The organism is Micromonospora sp. NPDC005194, from assembly GCF_040608335.1.
Classification (GTDB): Bacteria; Actinomycetota; Actinomycetes; order Mycobacteriales; family Micromonosporaceae; genus Micromonospora.
The window spans coordinates 190,436-206,129 of record NZ_JBEXIA010000009.1 but is presented as its reverse complement, the minus strand read 5'-3'; the positions used below and the strand labels follow the sequence as shown (position 1 = coordinate 206,129).

Annotated in this window: 16 protein-coding genes; 6 read left to right on the top strand and 10 right to left on the bottom strand. The window is 75.3% G+C overall.

Going from position 1 to position 15,694, the window contains the following annotated elements:
* Nucleotides 1–128 precede the first annotated feature (128 nt).
* The 6 genes from ABZU53_RS10780 (at nucleotide 129) to ABZU53_RS10755 (ending at nucleotide 5,349) form a co-directional block, all read left to right on the top strand.
* Nucleotides 129–887, top strand: a complete 759-nt coding sequence (locus ABZU53_RS10780) for a class I SAM-dependent methyltransferase (RefSeq protein ID WP_355065309.1) — start codon at nucleotides 129–131, stop codon at nucleotides 885–887.
* 182 nt (nucleotides 888–1,069) lie between these two features.
* A complete protein-coding gene (locus ABZU53_RS10775) occupies nucleotides 1,070–1,546 on the top strand; it encodes a CrcB family protein (protein ID WP_354862240.1) in 477 nt (158 codons plus the stop codon).
* Nucleotides 1,543–1,905: a fluoride efflux transporter CrcB gene (gene crcB, locus ABZU53_RS10770; protein ID WP_354862238.1), complete on the top strand. Its 363-nt coding sequence runs from the start codon at nucleotides 1,543–1,545 to the stop codon at nucleotides 1,903–1,905. The genes ABZU53_RS10775 and crcB overlap by 4 nt, the downstream gene beginning before the upstream one ends.
* Before the next feature lie 89 nt (nucleotides 1,906–1,994).
* The gene (locus ABZU53_RS10765; protein ID WP_354862237.1) at nucleotides 1,995–2,519 is read left to right on the top strand and encodes a PadR family transcriptional regulator; all 525 of its coding nucleotides are present in this window, start codon (nucleotides 1,995–1,997) and stop codon (nucleotides 2,517–2,519) included.
* Nucleotides 2,516–3,196, top strand: a complete 681-nt coding sequence (locus ABZU53_RS10760) for an ABC transporter ATP-binding protein (RefSeq protein ID WP_355065307.1) — start codon at nucleotides 2,516–2,518, stop codon at nucleotides 3,194–3,196. Before ABZU53_RS10765 ends, ABZU53_RS10760 begins: the two co-directional genes overlap by 4 nt.
* Nucleotides 3,193–5,349: an FtsX-like permease family protein gene (locus ABZU53_RS10755; RefSeq protein ID WP_355065305.1), complete on the top strand. Its 2,157-nt coding sequence runs from the start codon at nucleotides 3,193–3,195 to the stop codon at nucleotides 5,347–5,349. The genes ABZU53_RS10760 and ABZU53_RS10755 overlap by 4 nt, the downstream gene beginning before the upstream one ends.
* Nucleotides 5,350–5,352: 3 nt before the next feature.
* Here the strand turns inward: ABZU53_RS10755 and cobA are convergent, their stop codons facing one another.
* From cobA to cobO, 10 genes are read right to left on the bottom strand one after another with little or no spacing between them, the layout of a single operon-like run.
* On the bottom strand, nucleotides 5,353–7,053 hold the full coding sequence (gene cobA, locus ABZU53_RS10750; RefSeq protein ID WP_355065303.1) for a uroporphyrinogen-III C-methyltransferase: 1,701 nt from the start codon (nucleotides 7,051–7,053) through the stop codon (nucleotides 5,353–5,355).
* On the bottom strand, nucleotides 7,050–7,646 hold the full coding sequence (locus ABZU53_RS10745; protein WP_354862230.1) for a precorrin-8X methylmutase: 597 nt from the start codon (nucleotides 7,644–7,646) through the stop codon (nucleotides 7,050–7,052). The genes cobA and ABZU53_RS10745 overlap by 4 nt, the downstream gene beginning before the upstream one ends.
* Nucleotides 7,643–7,840, bottom strand: coding sequence for a 4Fe-4S binding protein (locus ABZU53_RS10740; protein ID WP_355065301.1), 198 nt, complete (start codon nucleotides 7,838–7,840; stop codon nucleotides 7,643–7,645). The genes ABZU53_RS10745 and ABZU53_RS10740 overlap by 4 nt, the downstream gene beginning before the upstream one ends.
* Entirely contained in the window at nucleotides 7,828–9,615 is a 1,788-nt protein-coding gene (cobJ, locus tag ABZU53_RS10735) for a precorrin-3B C(17)-methyltransferase (protein ID WP_355065299.1), read from the bottom strand. The genes ABZU53_RS10740 and cobJ overlap by 13 nt, the downstream gene beginning before the upstream one ends.
* Nucleotides 9,612–10,916 carry a precorrin-6y C5,15-methyltransferase (decarboxylating) subunit CbiE gene (gene cbiE / locus ABZU53_RS10730; protein ID WP_355065297.1) on the bottom strand — a complete coding sequence of 435 codons (1,305 nt, stop codon included), beginning with the start codon at nucleotides 10,914–10,916 and terminating at the stop codon, nucleotides 9,612–9,614. Before cbiE ends, cobJ begins: the two co-directional genes overlap by 4 nt.
* Complete coding sequence (locus ABZU53_RS10725) at nucleotides 10,913–12,064, bottom strand: cobalt-precorrin-5B (C(1))-methyltransferase (RefSeq protein WP_355065295.1); 1,152 nt, start codon at nucleotides 12,062–12,064, stop codon at nucleotides 10,913–10,915. Before ABZU53_RS10725 ends, cbiE begins: the two co-directional genes overlap by 4 nt.
* Nucleotides 12,061–12,894, bottom strand: coding sequence for a precorrin-4 C(11)-methyltransferase (cobM, locus tag ABZU53_RS10720; RefSeq protein ID WP_355065293.1), 834 nt, complete (start codon nucleotides 12,892–12,894; stop codon nucleotides 12,061–12,063). The genes ABZU53_RS10725 and cobM overlap by 4 nt, the downstream gene beginning before the upstream one ends.
* The gene (cobI, locus tag ABZU53_RS10715) at nucleotides 12,891–13,670 is read right to left on the bottom strand and encodes a precorrin-2 C(20)-methyltransferase (RefSeq protein WP_355065291.1); all 780 of its coding nucleotides are present in this window, start codon (nucleotides 13,668–13,670) and stop codon (nucleotides 12,891–12,893) included. Before cobI ends, cobM begins: the two co-directional genes overlap by 4 nt.
* A complete protein-coding gene (locus ABZU53_RS10710; protein WP_354863063.1) occupies nucleotides 13,667–15,022 on the bottom strand; it encodes a cobyrinate a,c-diamide synthase in 1,356 nt (451 codons plus the stop codon). The genes cobI and ABZU53_RS10710 overlap by 4 nt, the downstream gene beginning before the upstream one ends.
* Entirely contained in the window at nucleotides 15,016–15,627 is a 612-nt protein-coding gene (gene cobO, locus ABZU53_RS10705) for a cob(I)yrinic acid a,c-diamide adenosyltransferase (protein ID WP_354863061.1), read from the bottom strand. Before cobO ends, ABZU53_RS10710 begins: the two co-directional genes overlap by 7 nt.
* Nucleotides 15,628–15,694 lie beyond the last annotated feature (67 nt).

Sequence of the window (15,694 nt, the reverse complement as noted above, 5' to 3'; positions counted from 1 at the left end):
CTATCCGCGCACCGAACCGTTCGAGGCGGTGGAGGCGATGCCCCGCGCCGCCGGCCTGGTCGGCGCGCACCACTCCCGCCGGCCCGGTGAGGGCGCAACGCCCTGGGCCCGTAACTAGCCTGATCGCTATGAGTCCTTACATCGCGGATCCCTGGGCCTGGCAGGAGAGCTGGGACCGCCAGCAGGAGGCCTACCTCCCGGACCGGGAACACCGGTTCACCGCCATGCTCGACACCGTCGAAGCGGTCCTCGACGGCCGGCCGCCGCGGGTGCTCGACCTGGCCGGCGGCACCGGCACCATCTCGCTGCGGACCCTCGCTCGCTTCCCCGCCGCCGAGGCGACCCTGGTCGACCTCGACCCGGCGCTGCTCGCCATCGCCAGCGCCTCGCTGGCCGACCGCGCCACCATCATCACCGCCGACCTCGGCGCCGCCGAATGGCGCTCCACGCTCCCGCACCAGGAGTACGACGCCGTGCTCACCGCCACCGCCCTGCACTGGCTGCCGGCCGACCGACTCGGGCAGCTCTACGCCGAGCTGCGCGACGTGCTGCGACCGGGCGGCGTCTTCGTCAACGCCGACCACATGCCAGACGACACCCTGCCGGAGCTGACCAAGCGGCTGATGGATCGGGCCCGGGACCGGCGCAACGCCCGGTACGCCGCCGGGGCGATGCTGTCCTGGTCGGACTGGTGGGAGCGGGCCGGCGCCGACCCGGCGCTCGCCCCGTTGGTCGCCCAACGACACGCCATCTACCCGACCGGGCACAGCCCCGAGTGGAACCCACCGGTCTCCTGGCACCTGGCCGCGCTCACCGCAGCCGGCTTCAGCGAGGTCGGCACGGTCTGGCGAGGCGGCCCGGACGCCGCCGTCGCGGCAGTTCGCTGACGAAGGCGGCGCGTTGACGCCGCCGCGCGCCGGCAGCGGGTTGACACCGGCCGGCGCCGGCTGCGGGTTGAGGCCGCCAGCGCCGGCAGCGGGTCAAGGCGGCCAGCGCCGGCGGTGCGTGAAGGCGGCCAGCGCCGGCGGTGCGTCAACGCCGGCTGGCGCCGGCACTACGCTGAGGAGCCGTGCCAGAGCCGTTCGAGCCGCGTACCGACCCCGACGTCGACCTGCGGGTCCCCGCCGACCGCCGCGAGCTGACCGCGCACCCCGCGACGATTCTCGCCGTGATCGCGGCCGGCGGGGCGCTCGGCGCGCTGGCCCGGGCCGGTCTGCAACACGTCGCCCCGCACGCGCCGACCGCCTTCGGGTGGGCGACGTTCGGCGTCAACGTGTCCGGCTGCCTGCTGATCGGTGTGCTGATGGCGGTGCTCGGGCACCTCGGCGGTGGGCACCCGCTGGCCCGCCCGTTCCTCGGGGTCGGGGTGCTCGGCGGGTTCACCACGTTCTCCACCTACGCGGTCGACGTCCAGCAGGCCCTCGTGGCGGGCGCACCGGGCGTCGCGCTGGCGTACCTGGCCGCGACGGTGCTCGGGGCGCTCGTCGCGGTCGGGTTGGGCGACGCCGCCGCCACCGGACTGCTGCGACGCCGGGTCGCCCGATGACCGTGCTGCTCATCGCCCTGGGGGCGGCCGTCGGCGCGCCGCTGCGCTACCTCACCGACCGGGCCGTGCAGTCCCGCCACGCCTCGGCGTTCCCCTGGGGCACGTTCAGCGTCAACGTGGTCGGGTCGCTGCTGCTCGGCGTCCTGGTCGGGTGGCCGGTCGACCCCGCGGTCAGCGCGCTGCTCGGCACCGGGTTCTGCGGCGCCCTGACCACCTACTCCACCTTCAGCTACGAGACGTTGCGGCTGACCAAGGGTGGTCATCGGCTGCTCGCGCTGGCCAACGTGCTCGGCAGCGTCGCGGCCGGGCTCGCCGCGGCCACCACCGGCTACGCCCTGGCCCGCGCCCTGCTGGGCTGACCTCCGCACGCCATGCCCTGAGCAAGGGGCCAACCGAGAACACCCCGAGGGTATATACGCGAGGTATACCCTCGGGGTAGTCTCCTGGCATGAGCGTGCCTCTGACCCTTCTCGGCCTCCTCGAACGGGAGCCCAGCCACGGCTACGACCTGAAGCGCGACTACGACGCGTTCTTCGGTCGGGGCAAGCCACTGCCGTTCGGCCAGGTCTACTCCACCCTCAGCCGCCTGGCCCGCGACGGCAAGGTGGTGATCAGCGACGTCGCGCCCGGCTCGGGCCCCGACCGCAAGCGCTACGTCATCACCGACGTCGGCGCGACCGAGGTCGAGCAGTGGCTGACCCAGCCGGTCGACCCGGAGCCGCACCTGCAGACGGTGCTCTTCGCCAAGGTCGTGCTCGCGCTGATGCTCGACCGGCCGGCCGCCGAGTACCTCGACACCCAGCGCAGCGCGCACCTGCAGCGGATGCGTGAGCTGACCGAGATCAAGCGCGCCGGCAGCCTGGTCGACGCGCTGCTCGCCGACCACGGCCTGTACCACCTGGAGGCGGACCTCCGGTGGATCGAGATGACCGGCGCCCGCCTGGACGCCCTGCGGAAAGAGGTGCGGCCATGAGCGTCGTGATCGAAGCACGGGACGTGGAATTCGCCTTCGGCCAGACACCCGCCCTGCGCGGCGCCAGCGTCGCCGTGGAGGCGGGCGAGATCCTCGCCGTCATGGGCCCCAGCGGCTCGGGCAAGTCCACTCTGCTGCACTGCCTGGCGGGCATCCTCGTGCCCAGCTCCGGCGAGATCCTCTTCGACGGGGCCCGGGTCGACGCCATGCCCGAGACCCAGCGCAGCAGCCTGCGTCGCGACCGGTTCGGCTTCGTGTTCCAGTTCGGCCAACTCGTCCCCGAGCTGACCGCGGTGGAGAACGTCGCCCTGCCCCTGCTGCTCAGTGGCGTACACCGCAAGCAGGCGTTGCCCAAGGCGTACGCCTGGTTCGCGCGCCTCGGCCTGGACGGCCTGGAGCAGCGGCGCTCGGGCGAGTTGTCCGGCGGGCAGGCGCAACGCGTCGCCCTGGCCCGGGGCCTGGTCGCCGAGCCGCGGGTGCTCTTCGCCGACGAGCCGACCGGCGCGCTCGACTCGCTCACCGGCGAGCACGTCATGGACCTGCTGGTCGGCGCCGCCCGCGAGCAGGGCACCACGGTCATCCTGGTCACCCACGAACCCAGAATCGCCGCGTACGCCGACCGTGAGGTCATGGTCCGCGACGGACGCGTCAACGCGCCGGACCGGATCGCGTCGTGATCCGCTTCGGGCTCCGCCTCGCCGTGGCCGGCGGCCGGGAGGCGCTCACCCGCCTGATCGTCATCGCCGCCGCCGTCGCCATCGGCAGCGGGCTGCTGCTGACCACCCTCGCCGGGGTCAACGCGGTCGACGCCCAGCTCACCCGGTACGCGTCGATCTATCCCCAGGCCTCCACCGCCGGTGCCGCCGATCCACTGTGGTGGTCGACCCGGGACGACTTCTTCCACGGCAAGCCGATCCTCCGGATCGACGTCGCCGCCACCGGATCGAACGCGCCCACCCCGGCCGGCATCCCGACCACTCCGGGCCCCGGCGAGTTCTACGTCTCGCCGGCGCTGCGGGAACTGTTCGCGGCACAGCCGGCCGACCACCTGGCCGACCGATACCCGGGGCGTGACCTCGGCACCGTCGGACCGTCCGGGTTGACCTCACCGGACACCCTGCTCGCCATCGTGGGCGGCACGCCGGACAGCGTCGCCAAGCTGCCCAACTCCCGGCAGGTCGACCACCTCGATGACAAGCCCGCCCTCCCCGAGACCACGGTGAACCTCATTCTGGGCGTGATCGCCGGTGGACTGCTCTTCCCGGTGCTGATCTTCATCGGCACCGCCACCCGGCTCAGCGCCGCCCGCCGGGAGCAGCGCTTCGCCGCGATGCGCCTGGTCGGCGCGACACCCCGGCAGATCTCGACGGTCGCCGCCGTGGAGGCGGCCGCCGCCGCTGTCGCCGGCACCGCCGTCGGCTTCGGCCTGTTCTACGCCTTCCGCGACACGCTCGCGGGCATCCCGTTCACCGGCATGCCGTTCTTCCCCGGCGACATGTCGCTGGGCCTGCTGAACGTTCTGCTCGTGGCGCTCGGCGTCCCGGCCGGCGCGGCGCTGGCCGCCCAGGTCTCGCTACGCCGGGTCCGGATCTCGCCGCTGGGCGTCACCCGACGGGTCACCCCCCGGGCGCCGCGCGCGTACCGGCTGATTCCGATGGTGCTCGGCGTCGCCGTGCTGGTGTTCGCCCTCGGCTACCGGCCCGAGACGTCCGACGGCCAGACCGCGGTGTTCCTGCCCGGCCTGCTGCTCATCATGGCCGGTCTCGTCTTCGCCGGCCCATGGTTGACGATGGTCGGCGCGCGGGTGATGGCCCGGTACGCCAACCGCCCGGCCACGCTCATCGCCGCGCGGCGTCTCGCCGACAACCCGAAGGCCGGCTTCCGGGCGATCAGCGGGATCATGCTCGCGCTCTTCGTCACCAGCGTCGCCGTCGGTGTGATCACCACGATCGTCGACGAACGCGGCCCGGCCCCGATCGGCTCGACCGACGCGGGCACTGTCACCACCGTCTTCGACGAAAAGACGACGTCGGTGCCCGACACGCTCTTCGCCGAACTGCACGCGATCACCGGCGTGCGGTCCGCGACCGCCATCCGGGAAGCCCCGGACATCAACACAGGCGGCGAGGGCGGGGTGATCGCCTGCGCCGACCTGCCGAGCGCGTACGGCAGGTGCGCCCAGGGCGCCGTCGTCATCGAGGTGCCGATGGGTCTGAGCCGTTGGCAGGAGTCGGCGTCGTCCACAACGGAGTGGCGCGCGGCGTCGATCACGCTCGACGAGCTCCAGCGGCTGCCGGTGAGCTCGGTCGTCGTGGGCACGGACGGCTCCGCTGCCGCTATCGAGCGCGTCCGCACCGTGCTGGAGGTCGCCTTCCCGACCTTCTGGGTGGGGCCGAACGTGCCCGGCGACTTCGAGTCGGACTTCGCCGACACGCTGCGCGGCTGGGAACAACTGGCCAACGTCATCATCATCGCCAGCCTCGCGCTCGGCGGGTGCAGCCTCGCGGTGAGCGTCATCGGCGGCCTGACCGAACGCCGCCGTCCGTTCAGCCTGCTGCGCCTCAGCGGCGCTCCGGTGCGGGTCCTGCGACGGGTGGTGGCGCTGGAGAGCGCCGTACCGATGCTCGCCGTCGCCGCGCTCGCCATCGGGATGGGCCTGCTCGCCGCGCATCTGTTCCTGCGGGCACAGATGGACTACACGCTGGTCGCGCCGGGGCCGCGCTTCTACGTGATCGTCGTCGTCGGGCTGGTCGCCTGCCTCGGCGTCATCGCCTCCACGTTGCCGCTGCTGCAACGCATCACCGGGCCGGAGACCGCCCGCAGCGAGTAGCCGTCAGGCGCTCGGCCCGGTGGCCGCGAGAGCGACCACCGGGCCGAGCACGAAGACGGCCGGCGGGCCGATGCCCTCGCGGGCGGCGACCGCGCCGATCTCGTCCAGTCGGGCCGGCACGGACCGCTGGCCGGGCAGACCGGCGTCCTGCACGGCCAGCACCGGGGTCTCCGGAGCCCGACCGTGCTCGACCAGCACGGCCGCGATCTTCGCGATGGTGTCCACGGCCATCAGCAGCACGACGGTGCCCCGGGCGCGGGCCAGCGCCGCCCAGTCGACAAGCGAGTCGGGGTGCCCGGGCGGCAGATGCCCGGAGACCACGGTGACCTCGTGCGCCACACCCCGGTGCGTGACCGGCACGCCGGCGAGGGCCGGCGCGGCGAGGGCACTGCTGACCCCCGGGACCACCGTCACCGGTACGCCGGCCGCCGCGCAGGCCTGCACCTCCTCGTGGCCGCGTCCGAAGACGTACGGGTCGCCGCCCTTGAGCCGCACCACCCGGCGACCGGCCTTGGCGTGCGACACCAGGGCCGCGTTGATCGCGTCCTGGGCCATCGACGGGCCACGGGGCACCTTCGCGGCGTCGATGACCAGCACGTCGGGGCGCAGCCCGGCGAGCAGCCCCTGCGGGGCGAGCCGGTCGACCACCACGACGTCCGCGGCGTCGAGCACGGCCTTTGCGCGTACCGTGATCAGGTCGTCGGGCCCCGGCCCGCCGCCCACAACGGCGACCGAGCCATGGTCGTGCCCGTGGTGGTCGTGCCCGTGGTGAGCGTGGCCGTGGTGGTGATGGCCGACCGGGTCGTCGGGGTGGTCGTGCGGGCGTTGCGGGCGACCCACCTTGTCCGCGAAGCCGGGCATCAACACCCGGTACACGCAGGTGTCGCAGTTCATCCGAATGTCCCCGCCCAGCGCCTCGGCGTGGCGTTCGAGCACCAGATCCGCGAGGGCGTCACAGTCGCCGATCACCTCGGCGACCCGGACGTCCAGGTCGGGGTGCGCGGCGGCGAACTCCGCCGACTGGGCGACGATCCGGTCGGGCAGCACCCCGGCGAACAGGAAGTACGGCGCCACGACGATCCGCCGCGCGCCGAGCCGGCGCAACCGGTCCAGCACCTCCGGCACCGACGGCTGCGCCAGCGAGATGAAGCCCGGCTCGACACCCGCGTAGCCGCGTCCCTCCCAGAGCAGCCGGGCGACCTTGGCCACCTCGGCGTTGGCGTCCGGGTCGGTGGACCCCCGCCCGATCAACGCCACCCACGTGCCGGCCCGGTCGGCACCCGCCAGCGCCGTGCCGGCCCGGTCGGCACCCGCCAACGCCGTGCCGGCCCGGTCGGCACCCGCCAACGCGGCGTCGATGCGCTCTTCGAGGGCCGTGTGCAGCAGCGGGTGCGGGCCGAGCGGACGCCCGTAGCGGTACGTCAGCCCGGGGTGCCGCTGCTGCTCGCGTCCCATGGCGGCGGGGATGTCGCCCTTGCCGTGCCCGGCGCCGGTGAGCACCAGCGGCAACGCCACCAGCTTCCGGTGGCCGCGGGCGACGAGCGCGCCGACCGCGTCGGTCAGCGGTGGACGGGACAGCTCGATGAAGCCGCCCTCGACGTCCGCGACGTCACCGCGACGGCGGACCCGCTCGACGAGCGCGGCGAACTGGTCGACCCCGGCAGCGCTGCGCGTGCCGTGCCCGACGATGACCAGACCGGTCATGACCTCTCCTCGGTGTAGAGCAGGGCGTTGAGGGCGGCGGCGGCGACCGCCGAGCCACCCTTCTCGCCCACGTTGGACACCCCGGGCAGGCCGCTGGCCCGCAGCGCCGCCTTCGACTCGGCGGCGCCCACGAAGCCGACCGGCAGGCCGACGACCAGCGCGGGCGTGGCGTCCAGGGTGAGCAGTTCGACGAGCGCGGTGGGCGCGCAGCCGACCACCCACACCGCGCCGGGGCCGACCCGGTCCAGCGCGATCCGCACGGCGGCCGCCGAGCGGGTGATGCCGGCCGCGCGGCCCAGCTCGGCGGCGGCCGGCTCGGCGACCGGGCAGACCAGCTCCAGGCCGGCGCGGGTGATGCCGGCGGCGACCATCGCCACGTCGGTGACCACTGGCGCACCGGCGCGCAGCGCCGCCAGCCCCGCTTCCAGGGCGGCCTCGTCGCAGACCAGGTCGTCGACGTACGCGAGGTCGGCGCTGGCGTGTACCACCCGTTCGGTCACCGCTCGGCTCAGCGGCGGCAGGTGCGACAGGTCGACCCGCTCGCGCAGGATGCGGTACGACTCGACCTCGATCGGATGCACCACCCGGCTCATCGGGCTCCCTTGCAGGGGTCGGGCTCGGCGACGCGGATCGCGTCGACCGGGCAGATCTCCAGGCACTCCAGGCAGCCGGTGCAGCGGTCGGCGCGTACCGTCAGGCCGCCGGCGACCGGCCGGATCGCGTGCGTGGGGCAGGTCAGCAGGCAGGCGCCGCAGCCCTGGCAGGCGCCGATGGTCACGATCGCCACCGGTACCCCCGGGGCGTGACCATCCGGCCGGCGACCAACCGGGTGTCGCTGTTGCCGACCACGACGAGGCTGTACATGTCGACGATGGCCGGGTCGAGCGTGGCCAGCGTCGCCAGGTGCACCCGCTCGCCGGGGCGGCTGGCGTTGCGCACCACGCCGACCGGGGTGTCCGGTGGCCGGTGCGCGGCGAGGATGCCGAGTGCCTTGCCGAGCTGCCAGTCGCGCGCCCGGCTGCGCGGGTTGTAGAACAGCGTCACGAAGTCACCCTCGGCGGCGGCGGTCACCCGCCGCTCGATGACCTCCCACGGGGTGTGCAGGTCGGACAGGCTCACGTAGGCGTGGTCGTGGCCGAGCGGCGCGCCGAGCAGCGCCCCGGCGGCGAGGGCGGCGGTCACCCCGGGCACGCCCACCACGTCGATCCGCTCGTCGGCGTACTCCAGGGCGGGGCTCGCCATCGCGTACACCCCGGCGTCGCCGGAGCCGATCAGCGCGACCGCCCGACCGGCGGCGGCCTCGGCGACTGCCGCGCGGGCCCGGGCCTCCTCCGCGCCGAGGCCGCTGGACAGCACCCGGGTGCCCGGCCGCAGCACGTCCCGCACCTGGTCGAGGTACTGGTCCAGGCCGACCACCACCGCCGCGCGACGCAGCTCCGCCACCGCGCGGGGGGTCCGCAGGTCGGCGGCGCCCGGCCCGAGGCCGACGACGGCGAGCCGGCCGCGCGGTGCGTGCCGGGCCACCGCGACGGTGGCCATCGCCGTCGCGGTCTTGCCGACCAGCAGCGTCGCGTCGTCGGATCGGCCGTCCGGTCCGAGCAGCGCCGCGGCCTCCGCGACGCTCGGCGTGCCGACCGCGGCGCGGACCACCTCGCTGGGATGCGGCACGTCGACAGTTGCCAGCCGCGTCGCCGGCCAGGTCACCAGGGGTACGCCGAGGGCGTCGGCGGTGCTGCGGATGCCCGCCTCGCCGGCTTTGACGTCGGCGCTGGCCAGGCAGCGCAGGCTCGCCGGGTCGAGGCCGGCCTCGGCCAGCACCCGGTGCAGCAGCTCCGCCACCTCGGCGGCCGGCACGCCCCGACTCGCGCCGACGCCGGCGACCAGCGACGGCGGTCGCAGCACGGCCGTGCGCCCGTCGAAGGGCACCACCCGGTCGGTGACCAGCAGCCGGTACCCGTCGTCCGGCGTGTCCTCGTGGCCGCCGGCGCTGCCGGCCCCGCCTACGGCGGCGCCGGTGGCCACGGTCGCCGGAGCGGCGGCGGCGTAGACGTTCGGGGGCAGGGCGGGCAGCGGCCAGTCGGCGTCGGCGATCAGCCGGACCGGTTCACCGTCCAGGATGGCCCGGGACACCGCGGCGACCGCGCCCTGCACCGGCCAGCCGAGGGTGTCCAGCCCCGGCAGGCCGACCGCGTCGGTGGCGGTGGTGATCACCGGTCGGGCGTCGAGCAGCGCGGCGACCTGCTCGGCGAGGGCATTGGCCCCGCCGGCGTGACCGCCCAGCAGCGCCACGGCGTGCCGGGCCGCCTCGTCGACGACCACCACGGCCGGGTCGGTGCGCTTGTCGTCGAGCAGCGGCGCGAGGATGCGCACCACCGCCCCGGTGGCCAGGAACGCGATCACCGCGTCACAGCCGGCCCAGGCGCTGCGCAGCGCGTCGGCGACGGTCTCCCCCTCGACCAGCCGGGCGTGCGGCCACGCGGCGGTCAGGGTGTCGGCATGCCGGCGACCGGCGGCGGTGGCCGCCACCAGGCCGATCCGGGCGGGCGGGTTCTGGTCGGTCACGGGCGCTCCCCGGTGAGGACGACCACCGGGTTGGTGGCCGCGAGGCGGATCGACCCACCGGGCAGGTCGGCGAGGCGGGCGGCGGAGAGCTGGCTGCCCTCGACGGTGTAGCCGGCGGCACGCAGCAGGCCCACGGCCGGCGCGACGCGGTCCAGCGCGGCCAGCGTGAGCACCACCCGCTCGGGTCGGCGGGCCACCACGGCGGTGAGGACGTCGACACCGCCACCGCCGACGAAGACCGCGTCCGGCTCGGGCAACCCGGCCAGCGCCTCCGGGGCCCGCCCGACGACGATCCGCACGTCGACGGCGTGCGTCGCGGCGTTGTCCCGAATCGTCGCGGCGGACGCGGGGGCCCGTTCGACGGCGAGCACGGCAGCGCCGAGCAACGCGCACTCGATGCCGACCGAGCCGCTGCCCGCGCCGACGTCCCAGACCAGCCGGCCCAGACGAGGCCGCAGCCGGGCGACGACGAGAGCACGCACCTCGGACTTCGTGATCATGGAATCGCGGTGGGCGTACCGGTCCTCCGGCAACGCCCAGCCACCGGCCGGCGCGGCGGCGGGTTGGTTGTCGGCGCGCATCCCACCGGTTGCGACCCGGTCGGGCGTGACGTCGGTGGGCACGAATCCGGCGGGTGCGGTGTCGGCGATGCTGAGCAGGACGTGCGGGTCGGACCAGGTGCCGGCGGCGGCCTGCTCGGGGGTCACCGCCCGGACGCGTTCGGCGTCGGTGCCGAGGTGTTCGGCGACCACCAGCCGGCGGGACCAGCCGATCAGTCCGGCGCCCAGCTCGGCCGCGCCGACGCCCGGCGCGGTGAGCACCGCGACCAGGGGCAGCGCCCGGCAGGCGTTCAGGGCCGGTCGCGGGTCGCGGCCGTGCGCGGTGACCACGGCTGCACCGTCCCAGGGCAGCCCGGCACGGGCGAACGCGGCGGCCACACTGGAGACCGCCGGCGCCACCCGCAGGGGCAGCCCGGCCGTACGCAGCCGCCGGACGATGCCGAACAGGCCGGGATCGCCGCTGGCCAGCACCACGGCCGGCACCCCGGCGGCCACGGCGACGCTCAGCCGCCGTACGGCCGGGGCGAGCGGCCCGAGGACGACGGTGTCCACGCCGGGCGGCACGGAAACGGTGGCCAGGTGCCGGGCCGCTCCGACGACCAGCCCCGCCCCGGCCAGCGCGGGCGCGAGGGCGGGGTGCGGTGGCGCTCCGGCCGCGTCCAACCCGACCACGGTCACCAACGCGTCCGGGGCCGCCAGGTTCGCCAGCGGGTCGGCGGCCGCCGCGGTCGCCCGGCTCATCGCGGCCACCGGCCCGACGAGGCGACCACCCGCGCGCCGGCGAAGTCGACCATCGCCACGTCCACGGTGACCGTCGGCCCGGCGAAGCGCCGCAGCACCTGCCCGACCCGCTGGCAGAGCAGGTCCCCGGCCGGGCCGAGCAGCCCGGCGGCCTCCCACAGCTCGTACGCGTGCCGCCCGGTGTTCGCCTCGGTCACCGCGGCGACCAGCGCCGGATCGCCACCGGCGTCGGCCGTCACCGCGCCGAGCAGCGACAGGTCCACCTTCGAGCGGGTGTAGTGGGTCATCAGGATTCCGGCGGCGAGTTTGGCGAGCTTGCCGGCCATGCCGACGAAGACCACCCCGGTCATCGCGTCGCCCACCGCGGCGGTGACGGCGGCGCCGGTGAAGTCGCCCACCTCGACGAAGCACACCTCGGGCAGCTCGGGCAGCAGCGCGCGGGCGGCCCGCTCGGTACGCCCGCCGGTGCACAGCACCACGGTCCGCTCGCCCTGGGCGGCCATCACGTGCACGGCCTGGACGACGCTGGCCCGCCAGGAGGCGGTGGAGAAGGGTCGGACGATCCCGGTGGTGCCGAGGATCGAGATGCCGCCGAGGATGCCGAGCCGGCGGTTGGTGGTCTTGCGGGCCATGATCTCGCCCCGGGGCACGCTGATGACCACGCGGACACCGACCTCGGTGAGGTCGACGACCTCGGCCACCGCCTCGCCGATCATGCGACGTGGGGTGTCGTTGATGGCCGGGCCGCCGACCGCGAGGCCGAGGCCCGGCTTGGTGACGGTGCCGACGCCGGGACCGCCGGCCAGGCGCAGCCCGGGGACGTCGGTCCAGTCCACGGTGGCGGTCAGCTCGGCGCCGTGGGTGACGTCCGGGTCGTCACCGGCGTCCTTCACGACCACCGCCTCGGCGCGCGCCGGTGGGTTGCCGGTCACCTCGCAGCGTTCGACCGGGAACCGCACCCGCCGCCCGGCGGGCAGCCCGATCTCCACCTCCGGCGGGGCAACCCCGGTGACGAGCGCCGAGACGGCGGCCTTCGCCGCGGCCGTGGCGCAGGCCCCGGTGGTCCAACCCGTCCGCAGCGCGGTGGGCCGGACCTTCGCCGTACGCGGCAGGTCCGGCTCGCGCAGCGGCGGCTCGGCGTACGTCACGGGGTGCCTGTTCCCCCGGCGCGACCGCCGGTCTGGCGGCGCAGCTCCGCGCGGGCGACCGGCTCGGCTCGACGGAAGGTGTGGAAGTGCCCGGGGTGGTACAGGTGCGAGCGGGTGCCCTCGGCGGCCAGCGCCGGCCCGACCAGGAAGAGCGTGTGTTTCCACAGCTTGTGCTGCTTGACTGTGGCCTCCAGGGTGCCGACCGTGCAGCGCACGACCAGCTCGTCGGGCCACGTCGCCTGGTACGCCACCACGGCCGGGGTGTCCGCCGGGTAGCCGCCGGCCAGCAGCTCGGCCTGCACCTGACCGGAGCGGGCGGCGGAGAGGAACAGCGCCATGGTGGTGCCGTGCCGGGCGAAGTCGCGGACCCGCTCACCGGGCGGCATCGGGGTCTTGCCCCCTTCGAGGCGGGTGAGGATCACCGACTGGGCGACCTCGGGCACGGTCAGCTCCCGCCCGACAAGTGCCGCGACGGCGGTGAACGACGACACTCCGGGCACGATCTCGACGGCCAGGTCGAGCGTTCGGCACAGGTCCAGTTGCTCCTGGACGGCGCCCCAGAGCGCCGGGTCGCCGGAGTGGATGCGGGCCACGGTGAGTCCTTGCTCGGCGGCGCGCTGGTAGAGCGGGAGCACGCCCTCGATGGGCAGCTGCGACGAGTCGACGATCTCCGCGTCGGGGCGGGCGTGGTCGAGGACGTCGGCGTGCACCAGGCTGGCCGCCCAGATCACGATGTCCGCCGCGGCGATCACCCGGGCTGCCCGCAGGGTCAGCAGGTCCGCCGCACCCGGGCCGGCCCCGACGAACCACACCTTGCCGTTGCTGGTCACAGCTTTCCTCCTCGGTGGTCGCGGCGGGCGGGCACCAGCAGCGTCGACAGGTACGGCAGGTCGTGCGCGGTGTCGTCGACTCCGCCGACGCTCTCCCCGGGCAGGCCGAGGCTGCGCCCGAGCACCGCGTCGGCGAGGCGGCCCTGCCGGCGCAGCTCGGCGAGCAGCTCCGGGTGCCGCCGCCAGCCCTTGTAGGCGACAACGGTGCCCGGCCCGGCGAGGGCGGCGGCGAACAGCGCCAGACCGGCGGTGGCCGGCAGCAGCGTCAGCGGTTCGCGTCCCTCGCAGAGTGGAATGCCGCTGCGGGCGGCCAGTTCCTGCATGGCGGTCACGCCGGGCACTGTCGCCACCCGCACGGTGGGGCGCAGCGCGCGGACGCTCTGCGCCAGGTAGCCGAAGGTGGAGTAGACGTTGGGGTCGCCGATGGTGGCGAACGCGAGGGACCGCGCGCCCGCGTCGACCGCGTCGAGCACGCTCCGGGCGGCGTCGTCCCAGGCCGCCGCCCGGCGGGCGGTCACCCCACCCCGGTCGTCGAGGGCGAACGGCAGCCGACGCAGCCGGTCCGCCGGCACGTACTCCCGGACGGTCGCCTCGGCCCGCCCGGCCTGCGCGCCCGGCGGCGTCGCACCGGCGGTCGCGCTCGGCGCGACCCGGTCCGCCATCACGGGTACGAACACCACGTCGGCCGCGCGCAGGATCCGCACGGCCTTGACGGTGAGCAGTTCCGGGTCACCCGGCCCGACACCGACGCCGGTCAGCGTGGCGTCGGCGCTCATCGGCACGCCTCGACCAGCCGGCGGGCGGCGGCGGGGTGACCGGCCCAGTGGGTGTGCAGGTAGGAGGCGTGCACGCGGCCGGCGACGAAGCCGTGGTCCGTGCCGTTCCAGCGCCACGCCGGCCGCTCGCCGTGAGCGGGGTCGGTGGTGGTGCGGTGGAACTCGTGGCCGCGTACCGGCTCGCCCGCGCGGGCCACCGGGGAGTCGGTGACGGCCAGGGCCTCGCGGTAGCCGAGGGTGAGCCGGCCGGTCATCCGGGCGGTGAGGTCCAGCCGACCGCACATCGGTACGCCGTCCAGGGCCTGCCCGAGGTAGAGCAGCCCGGCGCACTCGGCCACGATCGGCCCGTCGAAGTCGGCCAGCTCGGCCCGGAGCGTGCCGTTGCCCGCGAGGGCCTCCGCGTACGCCTCGGGGAACCCGCCGCCGATCACGACCGCGCGGGTGCCGGCGGGCAGCGCCGGGTCGCGCAGCGGGTCGACGGTGACCACGTCCGCCCCGGCGGCGGTGAGCAGTTCGGCGGTCTCCGCGTACGAGAAGGTGAAGGCCGGACCACCGGCGAGCGCGACGAGCGGGCGTTCGTGGCCGGCCGGCCCGCCGACGGCGGCGACCGGGTCCCACGCCGGGGTGGTCAGCGGCGCGGCGGTGCGGGCCAGGTCGAGCACGGCGTCGAGATCCACGGTGGCCTCGACCAGCTCGGCGAGGGCGGCGACGATCGCGAGGGACTCGGGCGCCCGCTCGGCGACCGGGACCAGCCCGAGATGCCGGGCCGGCGCGGCGACCTCGGCGGCGCGGGTGACCGCCCCGAGCACCGGTACGCCCACCTCGGCGAGGGCGTCGCGCAGCAGGGTCTCGTGCCGGGGCGAGCCGACCCGGTTGAGGATCACCCCGCCGATGCGGACCGCCGGGTCGAACGCGGCCATGCCGAGGGTCAGCGCGGCGGCCGAGCGACCCTGCGCGGTGGTGTCCAGCACCAGCACCACTGGCGCGTCGAGGAGGCGGGCGACGTGCGCGGTGGAGGCGAAGTCGCGTCGGCCCACCGCGCCGTCGTGCAGGCCCATCACACCCTCCACCACGGCGATGTCGGCGGGCGTCGGGATGCTCGCGCCGTGGCGCAGCAGACCGGCGATCCGCTCGGCTCCGACCAGGAACGGATCGAGGTTCCGGCCGGGCCGCCCGGCGGCGAGGGCGTGGTAGCCGGGGTCGATGTAGTCCGGGCCGACCTTGTGCGGGCTGACCGTCAGGCCGCGACGGCGCAGCGCGGCGAGCAGCCCGGTGGCGACGGTGGTCTTGCCGTGGCCGCTGGCCGGCGCGGCGATGACCACTCGGGGCAGCGCCCAGGGCGCGCTCACCACTCGATGCCCTTCTGGCCCTTCTGGCCGGCGTCCATCGGGTGCTTGACCTTGGTCAGCTCGGCCACCAGGTCCGCGGCGGCGATCAGGCGCGGGTCGGCGTCCCGGCCGGTGATGACGACGTGCTGGAAGCCGGGGCGGTCGGCCAGGGTGGCGACCACCTCGTCGACGTCCACCCAACCCCACTTCATCGGGTAGGTGAACTCGTCCAGCACGTACAACCCGTACCGCTGCGCGGCCAGGTCGCGCTGGATCTGCCGCCAGCCCTCCAGGGCGTCCACGGCGTGGTCGGCCTCGCCGCCGCGCTGGATCCAGGACCAGCCCTCGCCCATCTTGTGCCAGGCCACCGGCGCGCCCTGGCCGGTACGCTCGTGCACCTCGCCGAGCGCCCGGAAGGCGTTCTCCTCCCCCACCCGCCACTTGGCGCTCTTGACGAACTGGAACACCCCGACCGGCAGGCCTGCGGTCCACGCCCGCAACGCCAACCCGAAGGCAGCGGTCGACTTCCCCTTCATCTGTCCGGTGTGGACGATCAGCAGTGGCCGGTGCCGCCGCTGCCGGGTCGTCAACCCGTCAGCGGGCACCACGCTCGGCTGTCCCTGTGGCATCAGCCCGTCCCCCGTCCCGCGGGCACTCCCGCGATCGTGCCGTTTCTGCTGGTCATCTGCGCACGTG

Coding starts and splice junctions, on each gene's coding strand:
- ABZU53_RS10780 (WP_355065309.1), top strand. CDS start 129: ATGAGTCCTTACATCGCGGATCCCTGGGCCTGGCAGGAGAGCTGGGAC.
- crcB (WP_354862238.1), top strand. CDS start 1,543: ATGACCGTGCTGCTCATCGCCCTGGGGGCGGCCGTCGGCGCGCCGCTG.
- ABZU53_RS10765 (WP_354862237.1), top strand. CDS start 1,995: ATGAGCGTGCCTCTGACCCTTCTCGGCCTCCTCGAACGGGAGCCCAGC.
- ABZU53_RS10760 (WP_355065307.1), top strand. CDS start 2,516: ATGAGCGTCGTGATCGAAGCACGGGACGTGGAATTCGCCTTCGGCCAG.
- cobA (WP_355065303.1), bottom strand. CDS start 7,053: ATGACCGGTCTGGTCATCGTCGGGCACGGCACGCGCAGCGCTGCCGGG.
- ABZU53_RS10745 (WP_354862230.1), bottom strand. CDS start 7,646: ATGAGCCGGGTGGTGCATCCGATCGAGGTCGAGTCGTACCGCATCCTG.
- cbiE (WP_355065297.1), bottom strand. CDS start 10,916: ATGAGCCGGGCGACCGCGGCGGCCGCCGACCCGCTGGCGAACCTGGCG.
- cobI (WP_355065291.1), bottom strand. CDS start 13,670: ATGAGCGCCGACGCCACGCTGACCGGCGTCGGTGTCGGGCCGGGTGAC.
- cobO (WP_354863061.1), bottom strand. CDS start 15,627: ATGCCACAGGGACAGCCGAGCGTGGTGCCCGCTGACGGGTTGACGACC.